Raw genomic sequence first — 26,708 nt, 5'->3', positions numbered from 1 at the left:
ATGAGTAGCAATCTCAGTATGCAGGGGTTGGCCGGAACCGCAATTTCAGACGGATTTGTGTTCGCTGCGAACTCAATCGAATGTCCCGCCGCATGTTCGCCGGCAGCCTTCGTCAATTCCGAACTGCTATTTTCCGGAAATTATGACAGGGTCGGCATTGATCTGATCATTTCCAACGAAATGGAAAGCGTTACAGTTCAGGAATATTTCAAGGGCGATCATCGCGCGCCGCTGATGTCTCCGGAAGGAGCGAGCCTGTCGGGTCGTGTAATTGAAGCGATGACGGCTAGGGCCCAATATGCTCAAGCTGACCAGATCGCAAGTGCGGTCCCTGCTGTGGGCAACGTCGCGAAAGTGAGCGGTACCGCGGTGGTTACGCGCAATGGCTTTCCTGTCGAGTTAAAGCAGGGTGACAAGCTTCTCAAGGGAGACGTCGTCCAGACCGGACCGGATACCACGATCGGAATCAGCTTCGTTGACGGTACGGCGCTTGGTCTTGCATCGAATGCGCGCATCGTCCTGGATGAGATGACGTATGACCCAAACGGATCGTCCAACTCGTCGCTTTTGAGCTTGATACAAGGAACGATTACCCTCGTCGCCGGGCATACCGCGAAGTTCGGGAACATGCGCGTCGAAACACCGGTTGCCACGATGGGCATCCGTGGCACGGCGATTATGGTGGAAATCGCTTCGGACGATGGACCGAGCAAATTTTCCGTATTGAGAGAGCCGGATGGAAAAATCGGATCGTTTCATCTTTACGACAAGGCAACCGGAGAACTTCTCAAGGTGGTGTCTCACGCCGGCCTCGTAACGATTGTCTCGCCGCTCGGCGCGGGACAACCCGTCTCCGCTGTTGATCAACTCAAAACGCTTGCCGATATCCAAAGCGAGAAAAGCCTCATTCAGCAGGTTTTCCAGATTTACTACCCCAACTACAATCCGGACGGCCCGGGAGGCGAAAAAACCGGCTCCAGCGCCAACGCGCTGGCAAGTTTTGCCAGCAATTCCTTTGGCCCGGGAGCCGAATCCGGTGTGCCAGGGTTAATCGCTCTTGCAAGCGGTGTCGCCATCATACCGGTTATCGCGACGGCGCAGGATCTCTTGATTTTCCCTGAAGCGCCCCCGCCTCCGGTTGTGCGCGCGATCGCAGTCGCAAACGTGGTGGACGTCCAGGCATCGCAAGGTCCCGTCGAACGAAACTTTGCCATCAGTGATCAGGTCACGGTTTCGGTCGATGGGCAGGTGGTCGATCGATCGGCGGGGCGATACGTGCCCGGCACCGCCACCGTTACCGGGGTGGAAAGCAATGTGCCGATACCTCAGGGCGTCGATCTCGCCAAGCTGGTGCATGTCGATCCCGCAACTGGCGTCGTGACCTATGATGCGAGCCAATTCGCGTTTCTGGGTGTTGGGGAATCGGCAATCTATACGATTGGCTTCGAGAGCCAGCCTGGATCGTCTGCTGTTCCGGAAACGCTCACGCTGACCATCAACGGATTGAACGATAAGCCAACTGTCGAGCATCCGATTCCGGACCAGCGGGCCAAGGAAGGTTGCAGATTCGAGTATGTCATCCCGGCCTCTGTATTCGCCGATATCGATGCCAACGATACTTTGACGTTCCGCGCGACGTTAGCGAATGGCGATCCGCTTCCGAACTGGCTCACGTTTGATCCGGTGTCGATGACATTCTCGGGAACGCCGCCCGAGGGCGAGGAATGCGTTATCCATATCAAGGTCATCGCGAGTGATGAGCACAACGCCACTGCGGTTGACCAGTTTGACCTCGTTATTGCGGAAAGCCATGATCATCACCACCACCATCACTATTTTGATGACAGTCCGATTGATGCAGTTTCCGGAAACGACCAGGATTTCATCCTGGCAAGCGACAGCCGTGAGCTGTCGGCAGGAACCGACGACATCGTTTCCAATAGTCAGGAACAAGATCACCACAAGTCAGAGCTAAGAGAGGTGGATTCAGCCGGTTGCAACGAAAGATGCTCGAGGGAGCCCTCGCAGGAGAAGGATGATCGCTCAAATTCGTCGAGAGACGTGGGTTCATCATCGTCTGTAGAACATGCTTCGCATGAGTCGTCGTCGAGCGAGAGCCGCGGAAGCGGCGCGATTGATGTGCGAGCGCACGGATCAGCCCAGATCCCCGCTCCAACAGATTTCGACTCAGGCCGTTCTATCTCTACGGATCTACAAACCAGCCTGTCTCGCATGGCAACCGATTATTCAAGCCAGAGCAGTTCGTCTCACCATAGCCACAGTTTTTCAAGCTACGCATTTTCCTGGAACAGTAGCTCTGATCAGCGCGACAGCTTCGATTTCAGATCGGACCTCGGCCGCAATACCGACCATAACGTTCAGTCGACATCCGACCTTATGCAGTCTGATAGATCCTGGTCTGGTGACGGGGTTAATGTGGCTACTCTTGTTCAAGCCATGACAAGCTTCGACTTTTTCACCAGCCATGACGATCACGGGATAACGACCCGGCTCAGTTCGTCGGCAGAACTTCACACGCATCAACACGATTTTCATTTAACCTAGGCCGGTCGGTGAAAGCACGACGGTTCGGGCGGCTAGGGCCCTGCTGCGGCCGGCTGTGCGGCGGCCTTCTTTGCCTTACGCTCGGCGCGCCGGTTCTCTAGCCGCTGTATCACGACAAAGAATGTTGGAACGAACAGAACCGCAAGGCAGGTCGAAGCGAGCATTCCGCTGAACACCGTAATGCCGATTGACTTGCGGGCGCTCGCGCCGGCGCCGGTCGCGAACACCAGCGGAGCTACACCGAGGATAAAGGCAAACGACGTCATCAGGATTGGCCGGAACCGCGCCCGTGCTGCTTCCACAGCAGATTCCAGCAGCGGCTTGCGATCCCGGACGTGAAGTTCGAGCGCAACTTCCACAATGAGAATGGCGTTCTTGGCCGAGAGTGCGATCAGCAGGATCAGGCCGATCTGCGTATAGAGGTTGTTCTCGATCCTCAGTCCCGTCAGGACTGCCATCGGCCCGAGCAGAGATAACGGCACCGCCAGAATGACCGCAATCGGCGCGAACCAGCTCTCATACTGGCCAGCCAGAACCAGATAGACCAGCAGCAAGGCGAGGCCAAACACGTAGTAGATTTGGCTGCCGACGGCTTTCTCCTGATACGACATCGCGGTCCACTCATAGCCCGTGCCCGGCGGCAAGGTCTTGTCGGCGATCTGTTCCATCAGCGTGATGGACTGGCCGGAACTGTAGCCCTGTGACGGCAGTCCAATGATGGTGGCGGACGGGTAGAGATTGTAGAGGCTGATGAGAGAGGGACCTACCGCCGGTGTGACCGTTGCGATCGTGCCGAGCGGTATCATCGCGCCTTGCGAGTTGCGTATCGTGAGATTCTCGATGTCCTTTGTCGTCAGGCGAAACTGGGCGTCGGCTTGCGCATAGACCTGAAAGGTGCGTCCAAATTTGTTGAATTGATTGACATAGGACGACCCGAGATAGGCCGCCAATGTGGAAAACACCTGATCGGTCGTGATATGCAGCGTTTGTGTCTTGATCCGGTCAACCTCGACGTCGAACTGCGGGACCATGGAGCGGAACGGCGAACTGACGCGTTGCAACGCGCTCTGTGTCTGGGCGTTGGCGACGACCGCCTGGGTGACGGCTTGAAGTTTGCCGAAATCGGAGTTGCCGTCACGCAGTTCAACCTGCATGGCAAAGCCGGCGGCATTACCGATGCCCTGAATAGGCGGGGGCGGAAGCACAAAAATCCGCGCCTCCGGTATCGCTTCGAGCTTCTGGTTCAGCCCGACAACGAGCGATCGCAGATCTTCTCCGGGGCCCCGCGCGTCCCAATCCTTCAAAATGAGATATGCAACACCGGCATTGGCGAGACTTGAGCTGTTGTCGAGTGCCGATATGCCGGAGATCCCGATAACTTGCGCTACGCCGGGTGTTTTGCCGGCGATCTCGGTCACCTGATCGAGAACGCGCTGGGTGCGGTCCAGCGCAGCGCCGTCCGGCAACTGCACGGCGGCCAACAGGTATCCCTGGTCCTCGATCGGGATAAATCCGGTCGGCACGCGGGAGAGACCATAGCCGCCGATCGCAATCAGGATCAGCGCGACGACCACCGAGACATTGCTGTGCTGGACCATCCGATCGATGATTGAGGTGTAACCTTTCTCGATCCGGTCATAGATCGAGTTGAAGCCGCGATAGAACCAGTTGCGTTGCTCGGGCGGAACCGGACGCCGGAGCCACAGCGCGCACTGCGTGGGTTTCAGGGTCGCAGCATTGATGGCGCTGATCAGAGCAGTTGCAGCGATCACCAGCGCAAATTGTGCATAGATGCGGCCTGTCAGGCCGGGCAAGAAGGCGGCCGGCAGGAACACCGAGACCAGGACCAGCGTGATCCCGATGATCGGCGCAAACAACTGATCCATTGCCTTGATCGCTGCGTCATGGCCAGACATGCCTTGTTCGATGTTGTGGGCGGCACCTTCGACGACGACGATGGCGTCGTCGACCACGATTCCGATCGCGAGCACGATGGCAAACAGAGTGGACAGGTTGATGGTGAAGCCTAGCGCCGCCATCGCGGCAAAGGCACCGATAATGGTGACGGGGACCGTCGTTGCCGGAACCAGCATGGCGCGCCAGTCTTGCAAGAACACAAGAATGACGACAAGCACCAGAAAACCAGCCTCGATCAGCGTCTTGTAGACTTCGTGGATGGATGCTGAGACAAATTTCGTTGTGTCGAACGGGATGTCGAACTGCACGTCCTGCGGGAACCCGCGTGCCAGCTCGGCCATCTTCTTCTTTACGGCTTGCTGGACCTCAAGAGCGTTCGCTCCGGGCGACTGGAATACGCCGATCCCGGTCGCTGGCTTTTTGTCGAGCGAGAATATCTGGCTGTAGGTCTGGGCGCCGAGTTCAACGCGCCCGACGTCGCGGACGCGCGTGACATCGCCGTTGCTGCCCGTCTTGACAATGACATCGTCAAATTCGCTCGTTTCATCCAGCCGGCCCTGAACATTCAGCGTGTACTGGAATGCCTGTCCCTGCGGTGTCGGCGGCATTCCTATCTGACCGGCCGTGACCTGCTGGCTTTGCTGCTGGATCGCTTGAATGACGTCTTGCGGCATCAGTTCGAGGGCCTGCAGCTTGTTCGGATCAAGCCAGACGCGCATTGAATACTGGCCGGCGCCGAAGACGTTCACGCTGCCGACACCGGGCAGCCGCGAGAGCTCATCCCGGATGTTGATCGTGGCGTAGTTGCTCAGATAGAGGCTGTCGTAGGTGGCATTCGGCGACGTCAGCGTCACGAACAGAAGAATTGCCGTCGATTTCTTCTGAACCGTGACACCCTGGGTTTGAACCGACTGCGGCAACTGCGACAGCGCGCTGGAGACCCGGTTCTGAACCAGCACCTGCGCAAAGTCGAGATTGGTGCCGATCCTGAATGTCACTGTGAGCGTATAACTGCCGTCGGCGCCGCTATAGGACTGCATGTAAAGCATGCCCTCGACGCCATTGACCTGCTGCTCGATTGGCAGTGCCACGGTGTCAATGACCGTCTTGGCGCTGGCGCCGGGGTAGCGCGTTGTGACCTGCACAGTAGGAGGAACCACATCGGGATATTGCGCAACGGCCAGGCTAAACAGCGCAACACCGCCGATCAAAATCATCAGGATCGCGATGACGTTTGAGAGTACCGGCCGTTCGATAAAAAATTTCGAAATCATGGCCGTCCTCGGTCCCTAGTTCGCCGAAGCGCGAGGCTGATCTATCTTTTGTAGCTGAGGATCGACCTTCTGACCGGGGATTGCGCGAAGCAGGCCGGCAATAACGACAGGATCATCGGCCTTCAGGCCGCTCTCGATCACTCGCAATTCGCCCTCGAGCGGCCCGGTCTGAACCTTGCGCTGCTCGACGACATTTTCCTTGTTGACAACAAGAACATATCGTCCCGCCTGGTCGCTGCCGAGCGCGACATCGGGAACGAGCAGGGCATCCTGCTTATCGAGCGGAACGCGGACGCGCACATAATATCCGGGAATCAACACACGGCTAGCGTTTTGAAAGATCCCGCGTACCGCAAGTGTGCCCGTTGCCTGGTTGATGGTTGGCGAGGCGTAGTCGAGTTTACCCGTGTGCGGATAACCAGCCTCGGTCTGTAGACCGACTTCGACGGGAGTGTCTTTGAGGTCTTTCGGTGTCATCCCTCTTTTGGCGGCGGCCGCGCGTATGCGTAGAACGTCCTGTTCGTTGACGTTGAAGTTTACGTAGATTGGATCGAATGCGACAATTGTCGCGAGCTGGGTTGGAGAGGCGGCGCCCACCAGTTCTCCAACCGAAACAAGGTGCGCGCTGACGATCCCGTCAAACGGCGCCGTCACATTGGTGTAGCCGTAATTGACGGCCGCAATCTTGGTGTTGATCTGAGCCTGTTGCAGATTGGCCTGCGCGTTATCACGCGCGGATGTGGACTGTTCGAGCGTAGCTTGCGAGACGACCTGTCTGGTGACCAAGTCCGATTGACGTTTGAAATCGGCTTCTGTCTGCTTCAACGAGGCCTGCGCACCGGCTTCGGCGGCCTGCGCCTGCTCAAGTTTCAATTTGTAGGTTTCAGGCTCGATCGTGAACAGGGTTGTACCTTGTTTTACGAACGCGCCGTCTTCGTAGCTGATTGTCTGAAGGACACCCTGTACGCGCGCCACCAGATCGACTGACTTGAATGGAGCGGTGTTGCCGGTGGCTGTCAAATACCGCGTGATTGTGCGCTGCACGGGAACACCGACATCAACTTTCGGCGGCGGCGGCGGGACGAAACTATTCTGTTCGCAAGCAGTTAGCGCGGCCAGTGAAAATATGACGAGAGGAATACGCGGGATAGCAGATGCGTTGCGCCTGGCGGCGCCGGGAAATTTGATGCTGGCCGGACACGAAGCTCTCATTTCGGTGCCCTATTCAAAATTTTTTGCGGAAATTATTCCGCTCGGAAATTGCGTCCGCAGCCTTATGGATAACAACAATCCACTTGCGGTGGAACCCAAAAGAGAAAATGATATCGCCAACTAAGAATTTGCTGACAAGTTTTTTCGAATTGACTTCTGTTGCGGGCATTGTCCTTCGGACGCCAATAGGGATTTCTTCAAATGACCGACACGTTGAAACGTGTGGCAGCGCTATGGTCGCTCTCTGTAATGATCGTTCTGGCGACAGCAATGTCAGCGATATCCCAGCAACCTACTGACGAACAACGAAATGCCATCCGCTCGGCGTGTCGTTCGGATTATGAAGCGAACTGCGCCAGCGTACCGCCGGGTGGTGCAGCGTCGTTGCAGTGCCTGCAGAAAAACATTTCGAAACTGTCCGGCTCCTGTCAGCAAGCGGTGAAGGCCATCGAACCCGCGGCCGCGCCGAAGGCAGAAACCGCTCCGGCACCTGCCGCTCCCGCACCGGCGAAAGCTGCTGCGCCTGCAGCAGCTCCGAAGGCCGCTGCGACGACAACCTCGCAAAAGCCCACAGACGCACAGACTGCAGCCATACGCAGCGCCTGCCGCTCCGACTATCAGAAGAATTGCGCGAGCGTCCCGCCTGGAGGCGCACCGGCTTTGAATTGTCTGGAAAAGAACAAGTCGAAACTTTCGACGAGCTGCCAACAGGCGGTGAATGCTGTCAGCGGCGGCACTGCCGCTCCAGCCGAGGGGAGCGCAGCACCGGCAGCAAGTTCTGCGGCGGCTCCCGCGCCTGCATTGGTTTTGCGGCCGATGCGGCCACGCGAGGAGCTGTTTGTCCTGCGATCAGCCTGCGGTGGAGACGTTCGCACGCTTTGCGGAGGCGTCGCGCCCGGTGGCGGCCGTATCGTGCAGTGTCTGGCTGTGCGGGCTGGTTCGCTGTCACCCGCGTGCAAGGATGTACTAAGCCAGTTCGCGGCGCAGTAATCGCCAAACCGGCAGTTACTCTCCGCGGAAGGCAAGGATCAACTGGACCAATCGGACGCTCAAGACGATGTAACAGATCGACATGGCGATTTGGTAAGCGATATGCCAATTCAACTTTGAAAGTTTATACAAGCCGTCGAGAAAGTTCAGAACGAGAAGAACGATACCAAACAATTCCACGCCGCGGCCAATGAGGCCGTGACGTAAGTAGCCGAACAAAAGTATGGCGGGGTCAGTGCTGGAGACATGTGCGCCTGCCGATATCACCAATGTAGCCACGATCATCTTCTCGACGTGACCAAACATTTCCTTCGAGGCTGGTTCGACATGGTCAGCGTAGAACGTAAGCCACTTGGCTCTGATATTCTCCATGGTTTTTCCCCACGACTGTGGCCGGTTTCGGATGCGCCGGCTTTGAGCGGTTGCCCGATCAAAGATTTTAAATCGTCTTAGTACAACGGCTACCAGACAAAGAAGCAAGAACCTCCGCCTGTCGTTTCCCCAAGGCGACTGCGGGCGTAATGGGGACTTTGCCTGCCGCGTAGGATCAACTGAATCGGAAAAGGAGCATACACACATGCGACATGTCATACTGATTGCCGCTCTTCTGTGCGTTTCCGGAGCTGCGCATTCGCAGGATTTGACGGCCGAGCAGCGTAGCGCCTGCATGGGTGACTATGAAAAATTCTGTAAGGGCGTCGAGCCGGGAGGGGGGCGAATTATCGCTTGTCTGTCCAAGTCAAGCGACAAGCTCACCGCGGCATGCAAGAAAGTCCTAATCGCTGCGGAGAAGAAGTAATTCAGCGGCGCTGACGGCTTGAGAAAATCGCTTGCTTCAAGGATCAAACAAGACAGCTTTGGGAGTTTGCCATGCGCTCATTTCTGCTTATTGCGTCTGCCGTTCTGGCGTTTTCCGGGACAATGGTTATTCGAACGACGGACGCCGGTGCGGTGGTTTGCGCGAAGGGTGTATACCGCGCCGGTTGCGCTGGAGCTCGGGGAGCCGTTGTTGTTCGCCGTCCACCAGCTGTAGTTTGTCGTACGGTGTGGGTTGATGGCGTGCGTGTACGCCGCTGTAGGTAACACGGGCTCTGCTTGTTGCAGGTCGTCTCTCGGCGTATCGGCTTGATCAGATGTTCAAGACGATGAGTTGCCTTTATCTTCCGGCAAGGCGTCGATACGGTGGGCGACATTCGCACAATGTTTGTGACGGATGGAGCGAGGTGTTCAAGCCAAACACCGACGACATGCGTGATGCACCGCCCATCCCGCTGATCACGGCGCTTCAGGATATGGGAGCAGTCGTGAACGTCTTCGGCGATCATGGCCACTCCCGTCATTGTGGATCTTCGCAATATCTACTCGCCGGACGAAGTCTCGCGAAGTGGCATTCTGTATTGCGGGGTAGGGCGACCGCAGCCGGTAGCAGACGGATTTCCATGATTGCAGAACAGCGCGCGGCGCTAGATGCAGCGCAGCACGCGATCCATGCTCAATTCTGGAAGCGAATTACGCAGCCAACGCTTGCCCGAATTGCTAGTGTGCGGATGAAGAATCGCTCCCGGCGATTGTCATGCTTTCGTGAAGCCATCGGTGCCCGCTCAGCAGACGTGACCAGCTCTTCCTCTACCTCCAATTAACAGGTGCGACATAGATGACAGTCTATAGCGGTCCGGTTTTTGAGATGGCTGTGAAGCAGTTTGGTGTCATCGCGGACTATCTGGCGATTCCGAAGGACGATCGCGACAGACTTCTCATGCCGAAGCGCGCGATTGTTATTTCATGCCCTGTCCATCGCGATGATGGATCGACCGCGGTCTTTGAGGGGTATCGCGTTCAGCATCACCTGACGCTCGGTCCGACCAAGGGCGGAACACGCTTCGCTGCAAGCGTTGATCTTGGTGAAGTTGCCGCGCTCGCAATCTGGATGAGCTGGAAGTGTGCACTTGTTGGCTTGCCATATGGCGGCGCCAAGGGCGGTATCGGCGTGGATCCCTTGAGCTTGTCCGCACGGGAGCTGGAAAATCTCTCTCGCCGTTACATGCAGGAGATGATTCCGTTTGTCGGGCCTCACGTCGACGTGATGGCGCCGGATATGGGGACGAATGAACAAGTGATGGCGTGGTTCATGGACACGTATTCGATGTATCAAGGACGCACCGTCACCGAAATCGTAACAGGCAAGCCGGTCAGTGCGGGCGGGACCTTGGGGCGGCGGGAAGCGACGGGACGCGGGGTGGCTCATCTGGCCAAGCGGGTGATGCTTGAACGCGCCATCACCTTGAACAATGCAACGGCCGTGGTTCAAGGCTTTGGAAACGTCGGATCGATCGCAGCCGCAGAACTGCAAGCAATGGGCGTGACTGTCATCGCAGTCAGCGATCATACCTGTGCCTTGCATCGTGCCACGGGTCTGGATGTCACCTCCTTGATCAGGCATGTCACCGAACACGGGAGCCTTCAAGGATACTCCAAGGAACTGATGTGCGACCCATCTACCATCCTGACGCTGCCTTGCGATGTCCTTGTACCGGCAGCTACCGAGCGCGTTATTGACGCGACCATCGCCGAAAAATTGCAATGCAAAGTTCTCGCGGAGGGTGCGAATGGTCCCACGACACCCGATGCTGACCTCGTGCTCGAAAGACGCCAGGATGAAATTTTCCTGATACCCGACATTCTTTGCAATGCCGGTGGTGTCGTGGTCAGCTATTTCGAATGGGTGCAGGATTTGCAACAGCTCTTCTGGGAAGAAGAAGAGGTGATGCGGCGTGAATATCAGATTCTCGATCGAGCTTTCGATCAGATGGCTGTGCGCGCGAAACGCGACAAGATCTTTAATCGGACGGCCGCCATGGCCATCGGTGTGGAGCGTGTACGCGCCGCAAAGACGACGCGCGGGCTGTTTCCATAGGTGGAAGAGCGGCACTCCGCAATTTCAAATAAATCCCGGCTGTATTCTGAATCCGGGCGATCTCCACCTGCCGAACGATCTTCGCACACAGGGATCATGAAGCCCCGTCTCTGACGATCGTGCATGAAGGCGCCGGCGAGAGTTGTGCGCGGGCCTGTTGTGCGGGTATTTCCCTTTGAAGCGTTGATAAGATTTGGCGTCGGAAAAAATTTCAAAGGCCTTTGCCCGGTATCAGCGGCACCCTCAGACTCGTTTTGACGCGGTTCATCGCGACAAACGTATTGAAGTGCTTCACGTTCCGGTTTTCGAGGAATAGGCGGCGGCTTAGCTGCTCATACTCTTCCATGGTCGACACGGTGAGGACGAGGATGAAGTCCGCAGCACCTGTCACGTAGTAGCATTGCTGAACTTCAGGTGCCGCGGCGAACTCACGACGCGCCGAGTCCATCAGATCCGCCTGTTCGCTGTCGATCTGTACTTCCACGACAATCGTAATAGGCCGCCCAACGCTGGCGGGATCAACAATTGCCACGTTGGATTGAATAACGCGCGCGTCTTCCATCCGCCGGACACGCCGCTGCACGGCGGCGGCCGACAGATTGACGGATTTTCCGATCTCCTGAAGCGAGGTGCGGTTGTTGACCTGCAACTCCTCGAGAATGGCGAGGTCGAATTCGTCCAGTTGGATGCTTTTTGAAGGTGCCATCGATTTCCCGCAAAATTGTTGCGCTTAGACCATAAAATCAGGGGTAAAATAGCACGTCAAGTAAGCTAATTTTGCATCAGAAAGAGGTGCAGATATGATTGAACGCAACAAGAGCATCAACCGCGGCAAGACCCTGCTGGCCCTGGATCAGGAGATGTTTGGACCGGTGGCCGCCGAAAAAGCGCTGGCAATGCTGCGGCTGCACCCGAGTTATCGGCCGTCGCCGCTGCGCTCTCTGGGCGAGGTGGCGGCCACGGCGGGCGTGCGATCGGTTCATATCAAGGACGAGAGCGGGCGGTTCGGGCTTGGCAGTTTCAAGTCGTTGGGCGGTGCTTACGCCGTGGTTTGTCTCGCGCTTGAAGAGGCGGGCCGCGTGCTCGGCCGCTCCGTGCTTCCCGGCGAATTGCTCGACCCCGACGTGCGCGCTGTTGTGCGCAATATCAATGTCGGCTGTGCGACAGACGGCAATCACGGCCGGTCCGTTGCCGCCGGAGCCAATCTCGCCGGATGCCAGGCCAATATCTTCGTTCATGAAGGCGTCAGTCCCGAGCGGATCGCGGCGATTGCGCGCTTCGGCGCCAATGTTATCGAAGTTGACGGCAACTACGATGACGCGGTCGCTGAAGCAGAACGCGTCTGTCATGCCAACAACTGGATCATTGTATCCGACACGTCGTGGCCGGGTTACGAGCGCATTCCTCGTCTCGTGATGCAGGGCTACACCGCGATGGTCTCCGAGATTCTTGATGAAATGGCGGAACTGCCGACGCATGTATTCTTGCAGGCAGGTGTTGGCGGGTTTGCCGCCGCCATTGCTGCAAATCTCACGCTCCGCAGCGGCACTTCCCGGCTCAAATTCATCATTGTCGAGCCGGATCGCGCGGCGTGTCTGCTCGCCAGCAATGAGGCCGACGCGCCGGTCAAGATCGCGCCAGTCGAACCGACCGTGATGGCGATGCTTGAATGTTACGAACCATCGATGCTGGCGTGGGGAATTCTTTCCCGGCTGGCGGAAGCCTACATGACCGTGCGTGATCCCGATGCGATCGCTGCGATGAAGCAGTTAGCTCGAGCGGAAAATGGACGAAGCCGCGTGGTCGCAGGTGAAAGTGGTGGCGCAGGCTTGGCCGGTCTGCTCGCTGCGGCCTCTGATCCGCAGGGCCGCGAATTGCTCGGATTGAACGCGAATTCGCGTGTGCTTCTCTTCAATACCGAGGGTGCGACCGATCCCTCGATCTACAAGAGCCTCACCGGCGTCGATCCGCGCATTCTTGTCCCAGCCTGATCGGGAATTCCTGATCAAGCCATGGCGTCGACTACGCCATCAATCAGGTTGCACGTATATAGCGCCTTGAGATTGATGCCCTGCATCTCGCTTACGGGCCGGATGTCCTGAATGATGTTCAGGACATCCTGATGCTCCGCCCGGCGGATCGCTTCGGCTTCTTCCCGTGAGACAGCTTTGAATCTCACGGTGCGACCGGCGCCGCGGACGCCGAGCAGCGGCAAGTCAGCGGAGATGACCGTGGCGATCTTTGGATAGCCGCCTGTCGTCTGGGCATCGACCATCAGAACAATGGGAAGCTTCGAGCCGGGCACCTGAATCGATCCGGCAACGATACCGTCCGAGACGATGTTGTAGTCGCTCTTGTGTGCAAGAGTTGGGCCGTCGAGGCGAAACCCCATCCGGTCGGATGCCGGCGTAATGGTGTAAGTGCTCGACAGAAATTCGCGGATGGCATCTTCAGTGAAATAGTCATCCTGCGGGCCGAGCACGACGCGGATCGGCTGATCAAAACGCAGATTGCGCTGTTCGCTCAGAGTGACTTCTTCGCGCACCGCGACGTCCTCGATTGATCCGTCGAGCACATCGCCACCGCGGAGCTGCCGTCCGGACATTCCGCCAAAGCCGGCGCGCGTATAGGTCGATCGGCTGCCGAGGCACAGCGGGACGTCGAATCCGCCCTCAATCGCGAGATAAGAGCAGAATGCATCGCCGCCCAGACGCACGCGTACGATCTCGCCTTTGGTCAACCGGATCGACTGTCCTGAAGGGATAAAGGGATCCTCGCGCCCGACGATATCGAGCCCGCCGCCGCTCCCGACAAGGGCCACGCGGACGGATGAGCTGACAACCTCCAGTTCAGGACCGGAGCCGATGATTTCCAGACACGATGCGTTCTGCCCGTTTCCCACTAGCGCATTTGCCAGCGTGAAGCCGCTGCGGTCGAGGGCGCCGGAAACTGGCACCCCGACGTGCTGAAAGCCGCGCCGTCCTTCGTCCTGCACGGTGGTGTGAAAGCCGGGCGCGATAACTTTGAGCACAGAAATCACGCCGCAAGCTCCGTGCTGTCCGGAATGTAGTCATTGCGGTCCACAGCTTTGCGAATTCGGTCAAACTCTTCCGGTGTGACCGGCTCGAACTTGACGCCGTCACCGGGGCCGAGCAGGGACCCCCTTGCCGATGCCGCATCAAAGAAACGAACGGGCGAGGTTCCGATCAAATGCCAGCCTCCCGGGCTCTCGTATGGGTAGACGGCGGTCATGCTGGTTGCGATCGCGAGCGAGCCGGGAGGAACGCGCAGGCGAGGGTCCGACCTGCGCGGCAATTGCAGTTTCTCCGGCAAATCGCCCATGTAGGGATAACCGGGGACAAATCCGATCATGTAGACATGATATTGCGTGCCGGCGTGGAGCGCTGCGACTTCAGAAACCGAAAGACCTTTGGCCTTTGCTACCTCTTCGATATCGGGTGCGAATTTCGGATCGTAGCAGGCGGGGATGGCCCATAACCGCTTATGGTGGGTTGATTGCGTGGGTTGGTCCACGAATGCTGCAATAGCTTGCTCAAGTTCGCTGCCGGTTGTCGTCAGCGGGTCGTAGTTCACGCTGAGCGAACGGAATGTGGCGATCACCTCGGTCACGCTAGGCAATCTGGCTTGTTCCAGAGCCGCGGCCAAGGCCAGGACGCGATCGCTAATCTTGCGGTCGATGGCAGATCCGAACTCGATCACAAGGGCGCTGTCCGCCGCCTTTAAAATCCGGAAATCAGCCATGCGGTCCACATTCGTTTGATTGATATTATAGTACTAAAGATAGTATGACTTCGTCAAATCCTCCTTGAATATCCGTGCAGGCAGGACGAAAATCGAGCGGCATCCAATCGGCGAAAGTTCACGCTTTGGCTCATGTCGCCCCGCCAGCTAGCGCATTGCTTTGATGTCGGCGTCAGTTATGATCTTCGCTGCGAGTCCCAGATTCCAGAAGAAGTAATAATGTGTCCAGACTGTTAAAGGCATACGACCGCAGCAGAGTGCCCCTGTATATTCAGGTCGCATCGGTGTTGAGGACACGGATTCAATCCGGGCAGTGGAGCGCTGGGGACAAGATTTCCACGCTTGAAGAACTCGAACGCGAGTTCGAGGTGGCGCGCGTCACGGTAAGGCAAGCTGTGGACATTCTGCGCGAGGAGGGCCTGCTTCAGGCGCGCCAGGGACTCGGCACCTTTGTTTCGAAGAAGACCCAGGACCGGCATTGGGTCAAGCTTGCGACCAGTTGGGCCACCTTGATCGAATCGCTCAAGGACAACGTGCCGCGGCGGCTGGCGATCGATGAGGGCGTGGCTCCGCCTGTTCTGGGGGAGTCCGATGGCGATCTCGCCTCCAGCTACGTCAAGCTGCGCAGCGTTCAGTACCGCAATGAGGATCCTTATTCGGTCGTCAATCTTCTTCTGGCGCGGGAAATCTTCGATCTGAACCCCGTACGGTTCAAGAATGCGGCCGCGCTTGTTGTCATCGACGCCATGGATGAAATTACCCTGTCCGAGGCGCATCAGACGCTGACGATCGGTAGCGCGGACCCCGAAATCGCAGATCTTCTGAAGATTTCGATCGGCGCCCCGACCGTCGAGGCCCACTGCGTTGTCATTGATGACGGCGGTATCGCGATCTATGTCGGCGATATCATTTACCGCAGCGAAAGCATCAAGCTGCAAATGGACCTTTTGGGTACCAAGCCGCTGCGGGAAAAGAAATCCCGGAACGGGCATAAGGCCGTCAACCTGACGCGGCGGAAATCCGGAAAAGCCTAGTTCCGGTGCACTGAGCAGCTTTTTTCAGCAGCTTTACTTTGTTCCTGAATTGACGTGAAGGAGGTCTTGCTATCGTCCTAAAAATAGGATGAATTTGGCGAGTGGTGTTCCGCCTTCCGTTGAAGGAAATTGGCATGGTTGAGCAAGGGGTAGGCGCGCGGCTTCTCCGCAAGGAAGATGACCGCCTGATGCGCGGACGGGGCGAATTCGTCGGCGATATACGGTTGCCCGGCATGCGCGATGTGGCCTTCGTCCGGAGTCCTCTGGCTCACGCGCGGATCAAGGGCATACGGATTCCGCCCGAGTACCGCGACAGTGTTTTCATTGCGGCGGACCTTGAAGGTGTGAAGCCGATCCGCGCTGTATCGGGCCTGCCGGGTTTCAAGGTTTCCGAGCAGCCGATTCTGGCCTTCGAAAAAGTGCGTCAGGTCGGCGAGCTGATCGCCATGTGCGTCGCGGATACGCGGGCGGAGGCGGAAGACATTGCTGCCGCCGTGGAGGTGGATTTCGAGGAATTGCCCGCCGTTTACGACATGCTGCTCGCGAAGCGGCCGGATTCGGCGCTGCTCCATGAGCACTGGGGGGATAACATCTTCCTGGAGACGTTCGTCGATGTGAATATGGAAGCGGCGTACGATGCGCCCATCAAGATTACCCGAGAAATTTCCACGGCTCGCCAGAGCATGGCGCCGATGGAAGGTCGCGGTACCGTTGCCATGTGGCACAAGCGCATGGACCAACTGGTTCTCTACACCGGAAACCAGCAGCCGCACATCGTGCGCAACGGTCTTTCGGAGTGTCTCGGCCTCGAACAGATTCAGGTGCGCATTGTTTCGCCGGACGTCGGTGGTGGCTTCGGCTACAAGGGCATCGTGCTGACGGAAGACGTCTGTCTCGGCTGGCTTGCAAAGCGTTGCGGCTATCCAGTGCGCTGGATCGAGGACCGCCGCGAGCATCTCACCGCAGGCGCCAATTGCCGCGAGCATCACTACAACATCACCGTCTATGCAGACCGCGACGGCAAGCTGCGCGGTGTTGAGTGTGAGGCGACGGTCGATTCAGGGGCCTATTCGTCCTATCCGTTCTCCGCCTGTCTTGAGGCCGCGCAGGTCGCGAGCATTTTGCCGGGACCTTACGATTTTCCGTCCTATCGCTGCCGGACTTGGTCTGTCGCGACCAACAAGTGTCCGATTCTGCCGTATCGCGGCGTTGCCCGCACGGGCGTCTGCTTCGCCATTGAACTGATGATGGACGCCATCGCCCGTGAAACCGGTCTCGAGCCCTACGAGGTGCGGCTGAAAAACCTCGTGCAGCCGGAGCAGATGCCGTTCGACAATATTACCAAGAAGCATTTCGACAGCGGCGATTATCCGGAGTCGCTGCGTAAGGCGCTGGCCAAGATCGATTTGCCGGCCCTGCGCGAACGTCAGAAGAAACCCGAGGCGGATGGGCGCCTGATCGGCGTCGGCCTGTCGGTCTATTGCGAGCAGGGCGCACACGGAACATCGGTTTACGCCGGTTGGGGCATTCCAATGGTGCCAGGCCACGAGCAGGCGACCGCGCGCATGACGCCGGACGGCGGACTCGAACTGCGCGTCGGTGTCCACTCCCACGGGCAGAGCATGGAAACCACGCTGCCGCAGGTCGCGCATGAGATTCTGGGCATCGATACGGCCAAGATCAAACTGGTGCACGGTGACACCGAATATACGCCGTACTCGACCGGAAGCTGGGGATCGCGCTGTGCGGTAATGGCCGGTGGAGCGGTTGCGACGGCGTCGCGCGAACTCGGCAAACTCGTGCTTGGAATCGGTGCGCATCTGCTGCAGACGGATATCAGCAACGTAAAACTCAGCGACGGCGTCGTGGTCGGGCCGAGCGGCAGCGTCACCCTGCAGGAAGTCGCCTACACCTGGTATCGCCGCCCGCAGGATCTTCCTCCGTCGGTCGATCCGCGTGGCCTCGAAGTGACCATCGGATACAAGCCGGTGCGTGACTCCGGCACGTTCAGCTACGCCTCCCACATCGCTGTCGTCGCGGTCGATCCGGAAATGGGCGGCATCGAGCTCCTCGATTACGTGATCGTCGAGGATGGCGGGAAACTCATCAATCCGATGGTGGTGGACGGCCAGATTTATGGCGGGCTCGCGCAGGGGATCGGCACCGCGTTGTACGAAGAGATGAATTTCGACACATCCGGTCAGCCGCTTGCGTCGACGTTCGCGGATTATCTGTTGCCCGGTCCGACCGAGGTGCCCGAACCCAAACTCGGCCACATGGAGACCTTGGCGCCATACACCGAGTTTGGTGTGAAGGGCCTCGGCGAGGGGGGGGCGATCGCGCCTCCGGGAGCTATCGGCAATGCGGTCAATGACGCGCTGAAGTCGCTCGGTGCTGAAATACGTCACTCGCCGATCACACCGCGCAGGGTGCTGGAGGCAATCGAGGAAGCCAAGAGCACAGCACGCGCAAAGGCCGGTGAAGGAGTGCTCGCGTGAAGCCGGTTAACTTCGATTACGCGCGTCCCGGTGACGTCGGTGCAGCTCTCAAGCTGATCAGTGACGACAGTCTCACGGTCAAGATCATGGCTGGCAGTCAGTCGCTGGGGCCCATGCTCAACATGCGCCTCGTGCAGCCAGATCTTTTAGTGGATATCACCGGTATAGACGAGCTTCGCAGCGTTGATCAACGGTCCGACGAGATCGTGCTTGGCGCATGCATCACCCACGCGGACATCGAAGATCGGCGCGTGCCGGACGTGACCTGCGGTGCATTGCCGACAGTGGCGCGCGGCATTGCCTACCGCGCGGTGCGCAATCGCGGGACCATCGGCGGCAGCCTGACCCACGCCGATCCTTCGGCGGACTGGCATTCGATCATGGCAGCCGTCGGCGCCAAGGTTATGCTGCGTGGGCCAAAGGGCGAGCGTACCATCCCGGTTGAGGAGTACATGGTCGGCGCCTTGGAAGCCGATTTGCAGCCGGGCGAGATGCTGGTCAGCGTCACGGTCCCCAAACTCAGCAGTACGGCGCGATGGGGTTATTACAAGAGCTGCCGGAAAACCGGTGAGTTCGCGCATGCCATCGGGGCATTCCTTTCCGATCCGGATCGCGGGGTCAGCCGTGTCGTCATCGGGGCGACGGAGAGCCGGCCGATCGTGGTCGCTGAAGCCAGCAACATCCTTGGCGACGGACGCGCCGAGCGCCTTGGCGCTGGTTTCAACAGTCAGGCGGTTGGCGAGGTCATTGAAGCGGCGGGTATGACCGATCCGCTCGACAAGCAAACACATATTGTCGCGTTGCGGCGCGCTATCGAACAGGCGCAATCGGCATGAATACAGTCAGCCTCACACTTAACGGTAAACAGGTCAGCGCGAATGTTCAGCCGCGCACCCATCTCGCCGATTTCGTGCGTGAGACCCAGAATCTCACCGGCACTCATCTTGGCTGCGAGCACGGCGTTTGCGGTGCTTGCACGATTTTGGTCGATGGTGTGCCGACGCGCTCGTGCATCACCTTTGCGGTTGCCTGCCAGCAGGCCGACGTGACCACGATCGAGGGTCTCGACAACGACGAGATCGCAACTGAATTGCGCGCCGCGTTCACGCAAGAACATGCGCTGCAGTGCGGCTATTGCACGCCGGGAATGCTCGTGTCCGCTCGCGATGTGGTGCTGCGGATGCAAGCGCCGAGCGAGCATGACATTCGTGTCGCGATGAGCGGCAACCTCTGTCGCTGTACGGGCTATGTCGGCATCATTCGTGCGGTGCAGCGCGTCGTCGAAGCGCGCCGCAGCCGGGGTATTGCCGCGATTCCAAACGGCAATCGGACGCGGCTTGGCCCGTCAGGGTCGGGACATTCGGTCCCGGTGGCTGCCGGCTCTGCGCCCCGTGCAGTCGCGACGCTAGGAACTGCAAAGAAAGTCAGCGCGCCCTCCGCGTCCTCCGCGCGTATGGATCCCGACTGGAAGCCGCAGACAACATTCAACCAGAGCTTTACCGTTGCGCACCCGGTCGATGTCGTGTGGGACTTCTTCGGCAATATCGCCGGCGTTGCCTCTTGTCTTCCCGGCGCGTCGCTGGCGGGGGAGCCGATTGACGGCCATGTCGAAGGTCAGATGAAGGTCAAGGTCGGCCCGATCTCAGCGGAGTTCCAGGGCGTCGCCGATATCACTCGCGATGATGCGAAGCGGACTGGGACCATTATGGGTTCGGGCAAGGACAAGCGCAGCAACTCTGCGACGCGTGGCATGGTCGGGTACGCCGTTAAGCAGGGCGACAACCCCAATGAAACACGTGTGGACGTTAGCATTGGGTTCACGCTGACGGGCGCACTGGCGCAGTTCAGCCGCTCCGGGCTCGTCCAGGACGTCGCCGGACGCCTGATCGCCATGTTTGTCCGGAACCTCGAGGCAAGGCTTTCCGGGAATACAGAGGCAATACAGGGAGAGGCCCCGGGCCTCGATGCAGCTTCGCTCGTGTTCGACGTCCTGAAGGCGAGGCTCAAGCGCCTGTTCGGGCGGCTTTTTGGCTCCCGTTAAGCGACGATATCGATAAAAGATATTGTCTTACTAACAATAGTACCTTATGTTCGGCGGGACCTTAAAAACAAGCACTTCCGCCAATCGCGCTAAATCCGGAGTGAGCAATGACCATCAAGATCAACCTCAACGCAGACATGGCGGAAGGCTTCGGCGCTTATCATATCGGCGACGATGACGGAATTCTGAAGATCATCGGGTCCGCCAACATCGCCTGCGGTTTCCATGCCGGTGATCCGCTGACCATGCGTCAGGTCGTTGCTGATGCTAAGCGCGCGGGCGTCAGCGTTGGTGCTCATCCCGGTTTCAACGATCTCTGGGGCTTCGGCCGCCGGCGGATCGACATGCGCCCCGACGATCTTGAGAATATGATAGCTTATCAGATCGGCGCGCTTCAGGCTCTGGCTTCCTATTCCGGTGTGAAGGTGACGCATCTGAAGCCGCATGGCGCGCTCAACAACATGTCGGCTGAGAACTACGATTACGCGCTTGCGATCGGTCGTGCGATCAAGGCGGTCGATGACAGCATCATCTATCTCGCGCTGTCCGGCTCCGAGATGGAAAAAGCCGGGCGCAGCCTCGGACTGAAGGTCGCGTTGGAAGGCTTCTGCGACCGCCAGTACGAAGAAGACGGTAATCTTACCTCGCGCAAGATTCCAGGCTCGGTTATCAAGGACCCGGCGGTTGCGACCAAGCAGGTCGTCGACATGGTGGTGAACAACACGATTACCACGCGGACCGGCAAGCAGATTCCCTGCAAGGTTCATTCGCTCTGCGTTCATGGTGACGAGCCGACTGCTGTCGCGCTGGCAAAGTCGGTGCGAGAGGGTCTCGAGAAGGCCGGTGTCAAACTGGTGCCGCTGACCGAAATGGCGCTCGACTGAACATTTGCAACTGACGTCGTATCTGAAGAAAGGCCGGTTACATGAGCGCTAAGCCAAGCATTGCTATTCTCGGAGGCACTGGCGATCTCGGTTCAGGTCTCGCAAAGCGATGGCTTGCTGCGGGGTATTCCGTGGTCATTGGTTCGCGTTCGGCGGAGAAGGCTCAGGCCTTTGCCAAGGAGCTTGGCGGCGGTGCCCGCGGCGACGACAATGTCGGCGCGGCGAAATCTGCCGACATAGTGGTGCTTGCCGTGCCGTTCGGCAGTCATGATGAGACCTTGCGCGAGGTAAAGGACGCGGTGCAGGGCAAGATCGTGGTTGATGCGGCTGTGCCGCTGGTGCCGCCGAAGGTGTCGGTCGTGCAGCTTCCTCCTGAGGGGTCGGCGGCGCAGATCGCGCAGACTCTGCTCGGCGAGGGTGTTAAAGTGGTTTCCGCGTTTCACAACGTCGGCGCCACGAAGTTACATGCAGGCGGTCGCGCGGATTGCGACGTGCTTGTATTCGGTAACGACAAGGAATCCCGTGACGTCGTGATCGGACTGGCGAACGAGGTTGCCAGTGCAGGTATCGATGGCGGCGTGCTCGCCAATTCGGCTGCTGCGGAGGCGTTGACGTCGGTTCTGATCGGAATCAATCGCCGTTACAAGGTTCCCGGTGCGGGCATCCGTATCACCGGGCTTTCTCCACCCGCTCCACAATGATCGTTCGCAATGGCGAAGAGCGTCACATATCATGCTGTACCCGGCATCCCGCTGATTGCTCCGGGCGATGATCTTGCTGCGCTCATTGTCGAGTCTCTGAACAAGGCGGAGCTTTCGCTGCTATCCGGCGACATCGTCGTAATCGCCCAGAAGATCGTCTCAAAAGCAGAGAACCGCTACGTTGCATTGAAGGACGTGATTCCTTCGGACAAGGCGCGAATGCTTGCCGATCAGGTCGGCAAGGACGCACGTTACATCGAAGTCGTTCTGTCGGAATCCGACGAGGTCGTGCGCCATCGTCCCAACGTCATGATCGTTGCGCATCGGCTTGGATTCGTGATGGCCAATGCGGGAATCGATCAATCGAACATCGAGCACATTAATGGCGAGGAGCGCGTGCTGTTGTTGCCGCGCGACCCGGATGGTGTTGCGGTGCAGTTAAAGGCCAGGTTTGACGCAGCATTCAGTGCAAAGGTTGGCGTCATCATCAATGACAGTTTCGGGCGTCCGTGGCGCAACGGCGTCGTAGGTGTTGCGCTCGGTGCTGCGGGTCTACCGTCATTGCTCGATATGATCGGTCAGCCGGATATGTTCGGCCGAAAGATGCAGATGACCGAAATCGCGGTGGCGGATGAGATCGCCGCCGGCGCGTCGCTGTTGATGGGGCAGGCGGCCGAAGGTCTGCCGGTGGTTGTGGTGCGCGGTCTGACATTCGACGCAGCGCCGCGTTCTGCATCGGCGCTGGTGCGCCCTCGCGAACGGGACATGTTCCGATGAGCGTCCAACCATCATCGCTTCGTGGACGGCCGGTCGTCGCGCTCTGCGGCGGCGTTGGGGGCGCCAAGCTGGCGCTCGGATTGGAGCGTCTTATCGGCGCCGATCTGACTGTAATCGTCAACACCGGCGATGATTTCGAGCATCTTGGACTTCATGTCTCGCCGGACATCGATACAGTTCTGTACACGCTCGGCGGTCTCAGCGATATCGAGCGCGGCTGGGGCAGGGCAGACGAGACCTGGAATTTCATGGAGTCGCTCGGCGGCTTGGGTGGCGAGACATGGTTCCGGCTCGGCGATCGCGATCTCGCGATGCATGTTGAGCGTACACGCGCGCTGCGCGCGGGAATGTCGCTGACGGATTTCACAACCGCGATGGCGCGCCGGCTCGGGATAGCTTCGCGCATCCTTCCCATGTCGGATGATCGCGTCGAGACCACGGTAATGACAGCCGATGGGCCGCTGCCATTTCAACGCTATTTCGTCGGGCTGCAATGCGCGCCGGTGGTGAAGCGGCTTGAATTCAAGAATGCGGAGCATGCCGCGGCTTCCGATCAGGTTCTGGCGGCGCTCAATAACCCAAACCTTGCTGCTGTCATTGTTTGTCCGTCGAATCCATATCTGAGTGTCGATCCCATTCTGGCCGTTTTGGATATTTGGAATGCTCTCGAGCGCGTGACCGCGCCGATTGTCGCGGTCTCTCCGTTGATCGGTGGGCAGGCGGTGAAGGGGCCAACGGCAAAGATCATGGCTGAGCTAGGTGTGCCGGCGGACTCTGTCGCGATCGCCCGGCACTATCGCTTTATCGACGGATTGATCATCGACGAGACCGATCGTGGCGATGCCGGCAAGATGGATATGCCTGTGCATGTGACATCAACGTGGATGCGGAGCCTGGAAGACCGTGACCGGCTGGCAGCCGATTGCCTCGAGTTTGCGGAGCGGCTGGCAACCGCGGATAGAAGGAAAGTGACGTGATGGAAACGTTCGCTGAAAACCCTTCAAACATCTGGGCTGTTGTTCCTGTTAAACGGCTGAGCCAGGCCAAGCAGCGGCTCGCGCCGATTTTGTCGCACAACGAGCGGGTCAAGCTTGCACGTACCATGCTGCACGAAGTTCTGACGACGTTGTGTGCCTCCGAACTTGCCGGCATTGTGGTCGTTACAAGCGATCCGATGGTTGCAAATCTTGCGTCGTTGTTCGATGCGCGGGTCGTCCACGATGGCACGGAAGCAGGTGTCAATGCGGCGGTTCAGCAGGGTTTGGAATCACTCGATGCAGCGGCAAGTGCACTGATTGTTCCGGCCGATGTGCCGTTTGCTACCGCAAGTGATCTGCGGGCGATCATCGCTGAACTTCAGCACAATCCTGTGGTGTTGGCGCCGGCCTTGTCCGATGGCGGCACCAACGCTCTCGCCATGCGCGCGCCAGATATGATCGTGCCGAAATTCGGCGAGGACAGCTATCTGCGTCATCAGATGCAGTCACGGGCGAAGGGCTTTGCCTGCGGCGTCGTCAGCTCGGACGGCATCGGGCGGGATATCGATCGCCCACAGGACCTGGTCGCGCCGATCGCGACCAGAAGGTATTCGCTGACAGCGGCGCTGCTCGCAGAACTGAATGTTTCAAACCGGCTGGGTGTTGGCGCGCTGCCGCTTTGCGTGAGGCATATGTGATGACGGTCCTTTCTTTGTTGAAGGAATTTCCGCTGGACCACCGATTGAGCCGCGACGAGGCGTCCGAACTCATTCATGTGGGCGATCTCGATCAGCTTCTTGCCGCCGCTGCCGCACGGCGCGACGCTGTCCATGGGCATCAGGTATCGTATTCGCGTAAGGTCTTTATTCCGCTCACGCAGCTTTGCCGCGACGTTTGCCATTACTGCACCTTCGCGCATGCGCCGCGCAATGGCGAGAAGCCTTATCTCTCAATCGAGCAGATGGTTGCCATTGCGCAAGCAGGCAAGAAGGCCGGATGCAGGGAAGCGCTGTTCACCCTGGGGGACAAGCCTGAGTTGCGCTACCGCGTCGCTCGTGAAGAGCTGGACAGGCTGGGACATCTCACCACGCTGTCCTATCTCGCGGAAGCTGCAGCTGCGGTGTTTCGTGAAACGGGTCTGCTGCCGCATATCAATCCCGGTCTGATGAGCGGAGAAGACATCGACGCTCTGCGTAAGGTTTCGGTATCGCAGGGGATCATGCTGGAAAGCATCTCGGACCGCCTTGCCGAGAAGGGCGGTGCCCATCATGGCTCACCGGACAAGATTCCGGCCGCTCGCCTCGAAACGATGCGATTGGCAGGTGAACGGAACGTACCGTTCACGTCCGGGATTCTCATCGGTATCGGAGAGACGCGGCAGGAGCGCATCGACTCGTTGCTCGCCCTGCGCGATCTCAATGATCAGTACGGACACATTCAGGAAATTATCGTCCAGAACTTCCGTCCGAAGGCCGGCACGCGTATGGCGAATACCGAGTCGCCGGATGTCGAGGATCATCTCTGGACGATTGCGATCGCGCGGCTGATTTTCGATCCGGAAATGAACATTCAGGCGCCGCCCAATCTGAGCCCCGGTGCACTGGGCAGGCTTGTGGCAGCGGGCATCAACGACTGGGGCGGGGTGTCGCCGGTCACGCCGGATCACGTCAATCCGGAAGCTCCGTGGCCGCATCTGCGGCTTCTGGAAGCGGCAACCAAGGCGGCGGGCAAGGATCTCGTCGAGCGCCTTGCGATCTATCCGTCGTTCGCGCGCGATGCATCCCGATGGGTTGATGCTGGTTTGCGGACCTCGGTGCTTAATCACATTGACGGTGATGGTGCGCCTCGTGTCGATGACTGGTGCCCCGGCCACGTCGGGCAATTGCCTTCACGTGAACTCGGCTGGATTCAAAGAGCGCCATCGGCCACACCATCCGCGAACCTTGGACAGGTGTTGGCGAAAGCGCAGCGCGGAGTCACGCTGGGCGAAGCAGAAATCGTCCGTCTGTTTCGGGCGCGTGGTGATGACTTCGCGGCCGTCTGCCGTGCAGCGGATGAACTGCGCCGTGAGAAGAATGGCGACACGGTGAGCTATGTCGTCACGCGCAATATCAACTACACCAACATCTGCTCCTTCAAGTGTCAGTTCTGCGCTTTCTCCAAGGGCAAGATGAGCGAGAATCTGCGCGGCAGGCCTTACGATCTGGAGATGAGCGAAGTCGCCGGCCGCGTGGTCGAGGCTTGGGAGCGCGGCGCGTCTGAAGTCTGCATGCAGGGTGGCATTCATCCGTCCTATACCGGACAGAAGTATCTCGATATCTGCCGGGCGGTGAAACAGGCTGTACCGCAGATGCACATGCATGCGTTCTCGCCGCTGGAGATTCATCAGGGCGCTCAGACGCTGGGAATTCCTGTAATTGATTTTCTGCGCGAGCTGAAGGCGGCGGGCCTTGGCACATTGCCGGGAACCGCGGCCGAAATTCTCGATGATGAAGTGCGGGCGGTGCTGTGCGCCGACAAGATCAACACCCAGCAGTGGCTCGATGTGATGCGCGCCGCGCATCAGGTGGGCTTCCGTTCGACCGCTACCATCATGTTCGGTCATATTGAGGGTTATCAACATTGGGCGCGCCACCTGCTGCGCATCCGCAATTTGCAAATGGATACCGGCGGCTTCACGGAGTTCGTGCCGTTGCCGTTCGTTCACATGGAAGCGCCGATCTATCTCAAGGGCCGCGCGCGGCCAGGCCCTACGTTCCGCGAAGCGATCCTGATGCATGCGGTCGCGCGGCTGGTGCTCAATCCGCATATCCCCAACATTCAGGCTTCCTGGGTAAAGCTTGGCGCCGATGGCGTTCGCCAATGTCTGATGGCGGGTGTCAACGATCTCGGCGGCACTTTGATGGACGAGAGCATTTCGCGCTCAGCAGGTGCATCCCATGGCCAGGAAATGACGCCGCAAGACATGGAAGCGATCATCCTTTCGGCCGGGCGCAATCCGAGGCAGCGCACGACACTTTATCGCAACGCGGAAGAGGACGTCCGGTTGCGTTCGTTTGACGCGGCTGCTGCGCGAATGGCGGTCAATGGTGACAAAAACGTGCATGCCGCAAGTATTTCATAGGATCGGACAGCACCGGTCTGGACATCCTATTTTACTAA

The 26,708-nt window shown here is 58.7% G+C and carries 24 protein-coding genes; 18 read left to right on the top strand and 6 right to left on the bottom strand.

Going from position 1 to position 26,708, the window contains the following annotated elements; all coding sequences use genetic code 11:
* Complete coding sequence (locus tag AC1RM7_RS17605; RefSeq protein WP_492839060.1) at positions 1–2,565, top strand: putative Ig domain-containing protein; 2,565 nt, start codon at positions 1–3, stop codon at positions 2,563–2,565.
* 32 nt (positions 2,566–2,597) lie between these two features.
* On the opposite strand, the gene AC1RM7_RS17600 is transcribed toward AC1RM7_RS17605, so the two are convergent.
* Together AC1RM7_RS17600 and AC1RM7_RS17595 are read right to left on the bottom strand one after the other, a co-directional pair.
* Entirely contained in the window at positions 2,598–5,756 is a 3,159-nt protein-coding gene (locus tag AC1RM7_RS17600) for an efflux RND transporter permease subunit (RefSeq protein WP_492839062.1), read from the bottom strand.
* A gap of 15 nt (positions 5,757–5,771) precedes the next feature.
* Complete coding sequence (locus AC1RM7_RS17595) at positions 5,772–6,875, bottom strand: efflux RND transporter periplasmic adaptor subunit (protein ID WP_492943912.1); 1,104 nt, start codon at positions 6,873–6,875, stop codon at positions 5,772–5,774.
* Between AC1RM7_RS17595 and AC1RM7_RS17590 the strand changes: the two genes are divergently transcribed.
* Positions 6,766–7,092 (top strand): hypothetical protein, encoded by a 327-nt coding sequence (locus AC1RM7_RS17590; RefSeq protein ID WP_245258773.1) that lies wholly within the window; start codon positions 6,766–6,768, stop codon positions 7,090–7,092. The genes AC1RM7_RS17595 and AC1RM7_RS17590 overlap by 110 nt on opposite strands.
* A 77-nt stretch (positions 7,093–7,169) precedes the next feature.
* Positions 7,170–7,958, top strand: a complete 789-nt coding sequence (locus tag AC1RM7_RS17585; RefSeq protein WP_492839064.1) for a cysteine rich repeat-containing protein — start codon at positions 7,170–7,172, stop codon at positions 7,956–7,958.
* Positions 7,959–7,973: 15 nt separating this feature from the next.
* On the opposite strand, the gene AC1RM7_RS17580 is transcribed toward AC1RM7_RS17585, so the two are convergent.
* Positions 7,974–8,330: a hypothetical protein gene (locus AC1RM7_RS17580; RefSeq protein ID WP_006019461.1), complete on the bottom strand. Its 357-nt coding sequence runs from the start codon at positions 8,328–8,330 to the stop codon at positions 7,974–7,976.
* 205 nt (positions 8,331–8,535) lie between these two features.
* On the opposite strand from AC1RM7_RS17580, the gene AC1RM7_RS17575 reads away from it, so the two are divergent.
* The 4 genes from AC1RM7_RS17575 (at position 8,536) to AC1RM7_RS17560 (ending at position 10,872) form a co-directional block, all read left to right on the top strand.
* A complete protein-coding gene (locus AC1RM7_RS17575) occupies positions 8,536–8,757 on the top strand; it encodes a cysteine rich repeat-containing protein (RefSeq protein ID WP_492839066.1) in 222 nt (73 codons plus the stop codon).
* A 71-nt stretch (positions 8,758–8,828) separates the two neighbouring features.
* Positions 8,829–9,041, top strand: coding sequence for a hypothetical protein (locus AC1RM7_RS17570; protein WP_083875159.1), 213 nt, complete (start codon positions 8,829–8,831; stop codon positions 9,039–9,041).
* Positions 9,042–9,091: 50 nt separating this feature from the next.
* Complete coding sequence (locus tag AC1RM7_RS17565; RefSeq protein WP_492943899.1) at positions 9,092–9,598, top strand: UDP binding domain-containing protein; 507 nt, start codon at positions 9,092–9,094, stop codon at positions 9,596–9,598.
* 14 nt (positions 9,599–9,612) lie between these two features.
* On the top strand, positions 9,613–10,872 hold the full coding sequence (locus AC1RM7_RS17560; protein WP_425993217.1) for a Glu/Leu/Phe/Val family dehydrogenase: 1,260 nt from the start codon (positions 9,613–9,615) through the stop codon (positions 10,870–10,872).
* Between the two features lie 211 nt (positions 10,873–11,083).
* Here AC1RM7_RS17560 and AC1RM7_RS17555 read toward each other — a convergent pair whose 3' ends face one another.
* Positions 11,084–11,578: an Lrp/AsnC family transcriptional regulator gene (locus AC1RM7_RS17555; RefSeq protein WP_006019465.1), complete on the bottom strand. Its 495-nt coding sequence runs from the start codon at positions 11,576–11,578 to the stop codon at positions 11,084–11,086.
* Positions 11,579–11,672: 94 nt separating this feature from the next.
* Here AC1RM7_RS17555 and AC1RM7_RS17550 point away from each other — a divergent pair, with 94 nt between their 5' ends.
* Complete coding sequence (locus tag AC1RM7_RS17550; RefSeq protein ID WP_492839069.1) at positions 11,673–12,863, top strand: diaminopropionate ammonia-lyase; 1,191 nt, start codon at positions 11,673–11,675, stop codon at positions 12,861–12,863.
* Positions 12,864–12,877: 14 nt separating this feature from the next.
* Here the strand turns inward: AC1RM7_RS17550 and AC1RM7_RS17545 are convergent, their stop codons facing one another.
* Together AC1RM7_RS17545 and pxpB are read right to left on the bottom strand one after the other, a co-directional pair.
* Positions 12,878–13,912, bottom strand: coding sequence for a 5-oxoprolinase subunit C family protein (locus AC1RM7_RS17545; protein ID WP_006019467.1), 1,035 nt, complete (start codon positions 13,910–13,912; stop codon positions 12,878–12,880).
* Positions 13,909–14,634, bottom strand: a complete 726-nt coding sequence (gene pxpB / locus AC1RM7_RS17540) for a 5-oxoprolinase subunit PxpB (protein WP_492839071.1) — start codon at positions 14,632–14,634, stop codon at positions 13,909–13,911. Before pxpB ends, AC1RM7_RS17545 begins: the two co-directional genes overlap by 4 nt.
* Positions 14,635–14,891: 257 nt before the next feature.
* Here pxpB and AC1RM7_RS17535 point away from each other — a divergent pair, with 257 nt between their 5' ends.
* The 10 genes from AC1RM7_RS17535 to cofH all read left to right on the top strand — a co-directional run bounded on the left by AC1RM7_RS17535 (position 14,892) and on the right by cofH (position 26,670).
* Positions 14,892–15,668, top strand: a complete 777-nt coding sequence (locus tag AC1RM7_RS17535; protein ID WP_492839073.1) for a GntR family transcriptional regulator — start codon at positions 14,892–14,894, stop codon at positions 15,666–15,668.
* 134 nt (positions 15,669–15,802) lie between these two features.
* Positions 15,803–18,166, top strand: a complete 2,364-nt coding sequence (locus AC1RM7_RS17530; protein WP_492839075.1) for a xanthine dehydrogenase family protein molybdopterin-binding subunit — start codon at positions 15,803–15,805, stop codon at positions 18,164–18,166.
* Positions 18,163–19,002: an FAD binding domain-containing protein gene (locus AC1RM7_RS17525; RefSeq protein WP_492839077.1), complete on the top strand. Its 840-nt coding sequence runs from the start codon at positions 18,163–18,165 to the stop codon at positions 19,000–19,002. The genes AC1RM7_RS17530 and AC1RM7_RS17525 overlap by 4 nt, the downstream gene beginning before the upstream one ends.
* Entirely contained in the window at positions 18,999–20,207 is a 1,209-nt protein-coding gene (locus AC1RM7_RS17520; RefSeq protein WP_492839079.1) for a xanthine dehydrogenase family Fe-S subunit, read from the top strand. Before AC1RM7_RS17525 ends, AC1RM7_RS17520 begins: the two co-directional genes overlap by 4 nt.
* A 107-nt stretch (positions 20,208–20,314) precedes the next feature.
* Positions 20,315–21,091, top strand: a complete 777-nt coding sequence (locus AC1RM7_RS17515; protein WP_006019473.1) for a LamB/YcsF family protein — start codon at positions 20,315–20,317, stop codon at positions 21,089–21,091.
* Positions 21,092–21,132: 41 nt separating this feature from the next.
* Positions 21,133–21,792 (top strand): NADPH-dependent F420 reductase, encoded by a 660-nt coding sequence (gene npdG / locus AC1RM7_RS17510; RefSeq protein ID WP_492839081.1) that lies wholly within the window; start codon positions 21,133–21,135, stop codon positions 21,790–21,792.
* Between the two features lie 9 nt (positions 21,793–21,801).
* A complete protein-coding gene (cofE, locus tag AC1RM7_RS17505) occupies positions 21,802–22,569 on the top strand; it encodes a coenzyme F420-0:L-glutamate ligase (protein ID WP_492839083.1) in 768 nt (255 codons plus the stop codon).
* Complete coding sequence (gene cofD, locus AC1RM7_RS17500) at positions 22,566–23,546, top strand: 2-phospho-L-lactate transferase (protein WP_006019476.1); 981 nt, start codon at positions 22,566–22,568, stop codon at positions 23,544–23,546. Before cofE ends, cofD begins: the two co-directional genes overlap by 4 nt.
* The gene (gene cofC, locus AC1RM7_RS17495; protein WP_492839329.1) at positions 23,546–24,244 is read left to right on the top strand and encodes a 2-phospho-L-lactate guanylyltransferase; all 699 of its coding nucleotides are present in this window, start codon (positions 23,546–23,548) and stop codon (positions 24,242–24,244) included. The genes cofD and cofC overlap by 1 nt, the downstream gene beginning before the upstream one ends.
* Positions 24,244–26,670 (top strand): 5-amino-6-(D-ribitylamino)uracil--L-tyrosine 4-hydroxyphenyl transferase CofH, encoded by a 2,427-nt coding sequence (gene cofH / locus AC1RM7_RS17490; RefSeq protein WP_492839085.1) that lies wholly within the window; start codon positions 24,244–24,246, stop codon positions 26,668–26,670. Before cofC ends, cofH begins: the two co-directional genes overlap by 1 nt.
* The last annotated feature ends 38 nt before the right edge of the window (positions 26,671–26,708 follow it).

This window comes from Afipia sp. GW822-FHT03D08, assembly GCF_058801645.1.
The sequence above is the reverse complement of the archived record's forward strand: the minus strand, read 5'-3'. Positions and strand labels throughout refer to the sequence as shown.

What these genes read in the sequence shown, in the direction of transcription:
- AC1RM7_RS17585 (WP_492839064.1), top strand. Translation starts at nt 7,170, where the DNA reads ATGACCGACACGTTGAAACGTGTGGCAGCGCTATGGTCGCTCTCTGTA.
- npdG (WP_492839081.1), top strand. Translation starts at nt 21,133, where the DNA reads ATGAGCGCTAAGCCAAGCATTGCTATTCTCGGAGGCACTGGCGATCTC.
- AC1RM7_RS17570 (WP_083875159.1), top strand. Translation starts at nt 8,829, where the DNA reads ATGCGCTCATTTCTGCTTATTGCGTCTGCCGTTCTGGCGTTTTCCGGG.
- AC1RM7_RS17565 (WP_492943899.1), top strand. Translation starts at nt 9,092, where the DNA reads ATGTTCAAGACGATGAGTTGCCTTTATCTTCCGGCAAGGCGTCGATAC.
- AC1RM7_RS17580 (WP_006019461.1), bottom strand. Translation starts at nt 8,330, where the DNA reads ATGGAGAATATCAGAGCCAAGTGGCTTACGTTCTACGCTGACCATGTC.
- AC1RM7_RS17555 (WP_006019465.1), bottom strand. Translation starts at nt 11,578, where the DNA reads ATGGCACCTTCAAAAAGCATCCAACTGGACGAATTCGACCTCGCCATT.
- AC1RM7_RS17515 (WP_006019473.1), top strand. Translation starts at nt 20,315, where the DNA reads ATGACCATCAAGATCAACCTCAACGCAGACATGGCGGAAGGCTTCGGC.
- cofE (WP_492839083.1), top strand. Translation starts at nt 21,802, where the DNA reads ATGGCGAAGAGCGTCACATATCATGCTGTACCCGGCATCCCGCTGATT.
- AC1RM7_RS17550 (WP_492839069.1), top strand. Translation starts at nt 11,673, where the DNA reads ATGATTGAACGCAACAAGAGCATCAACCGCGGCAAGACCCTGCTGGCC.
- AC1RM7_RS17560 (WP_425993217.1), top strand. Translation starts at nt 9,613, where the DNA reads ATGACAGTCTATAGCGGTCCGGTTTTTGAGATGGCTGTGAAGCAGTTT.
- AC1RM7_RS17530 (WP_492839075.1), top strand. Translation starts at nt 15,803, where the DNA reads ATGGTTGAGCAAGGGGTAGGCGCGCGGCTTCTCCGCAAGGAAGATGAC.
- cofC (WP_492839329.1), top strand. Translation starts at nt 23,546, where the DNA reads ATGGAAACGTTCGCTGAAAACCCTTCAAACATCTGGGCTGTTGTTCCT.
- cofH (WP_492839085.1), top strand. Translation starts at nt 24,244, where the DNA reads ATGACGGTCCTTTCTTTGTTGAAGGAATTTCCGCTGGACCACCGATTG.
- AC1RM7_RS17520 (WP_492839079.1), top strand. Translation starts at nt 18,999, where the DNA reads ATGAATACAGTCAGCCTCACACTTAACGGTAAACAGGTCAGCGCGAAT.
- cofD (WP_006019476.1), top strand. Translation starts at nt 22,566, where the DNA reads ATGAGCGTCCAACCATCATCGCTTCGTGGACGGCCGGTCGTCGCGCTC.
- pxpB (WP_492839071.1), bottom strand. Translation starts at nt 14,634, where the DNA reads ATGGCTGATTTCCGGATTTTAAAGGCGGCGGACAGCGCCCTTGTGATC.
- AC1RM7_RS17605 (WP_492839060.1), top strand. Translation starts at nt 1, where the DNA reads ATGAGTAGCAATCTCAGTATGCAGGGGTTGGCCGGAACCGCAATTTCA.
- AC1RM7_RS17600 (WP_492839062.1), bottom strand. Translation starts at nt 5,756, where the DNA reads ATGATTTCGAAATTTTTTATCGAACGGCCGGTACTCTCAAACGTCATC.
- AC1RM7_RS17575 (WP_492839066.1), top strand. Translation starts at nt 8,536, where the DNA reads ATGCGACATGTCATACTGATTGCCGCTCTTCTGTGCGTTTCCGGAGCT.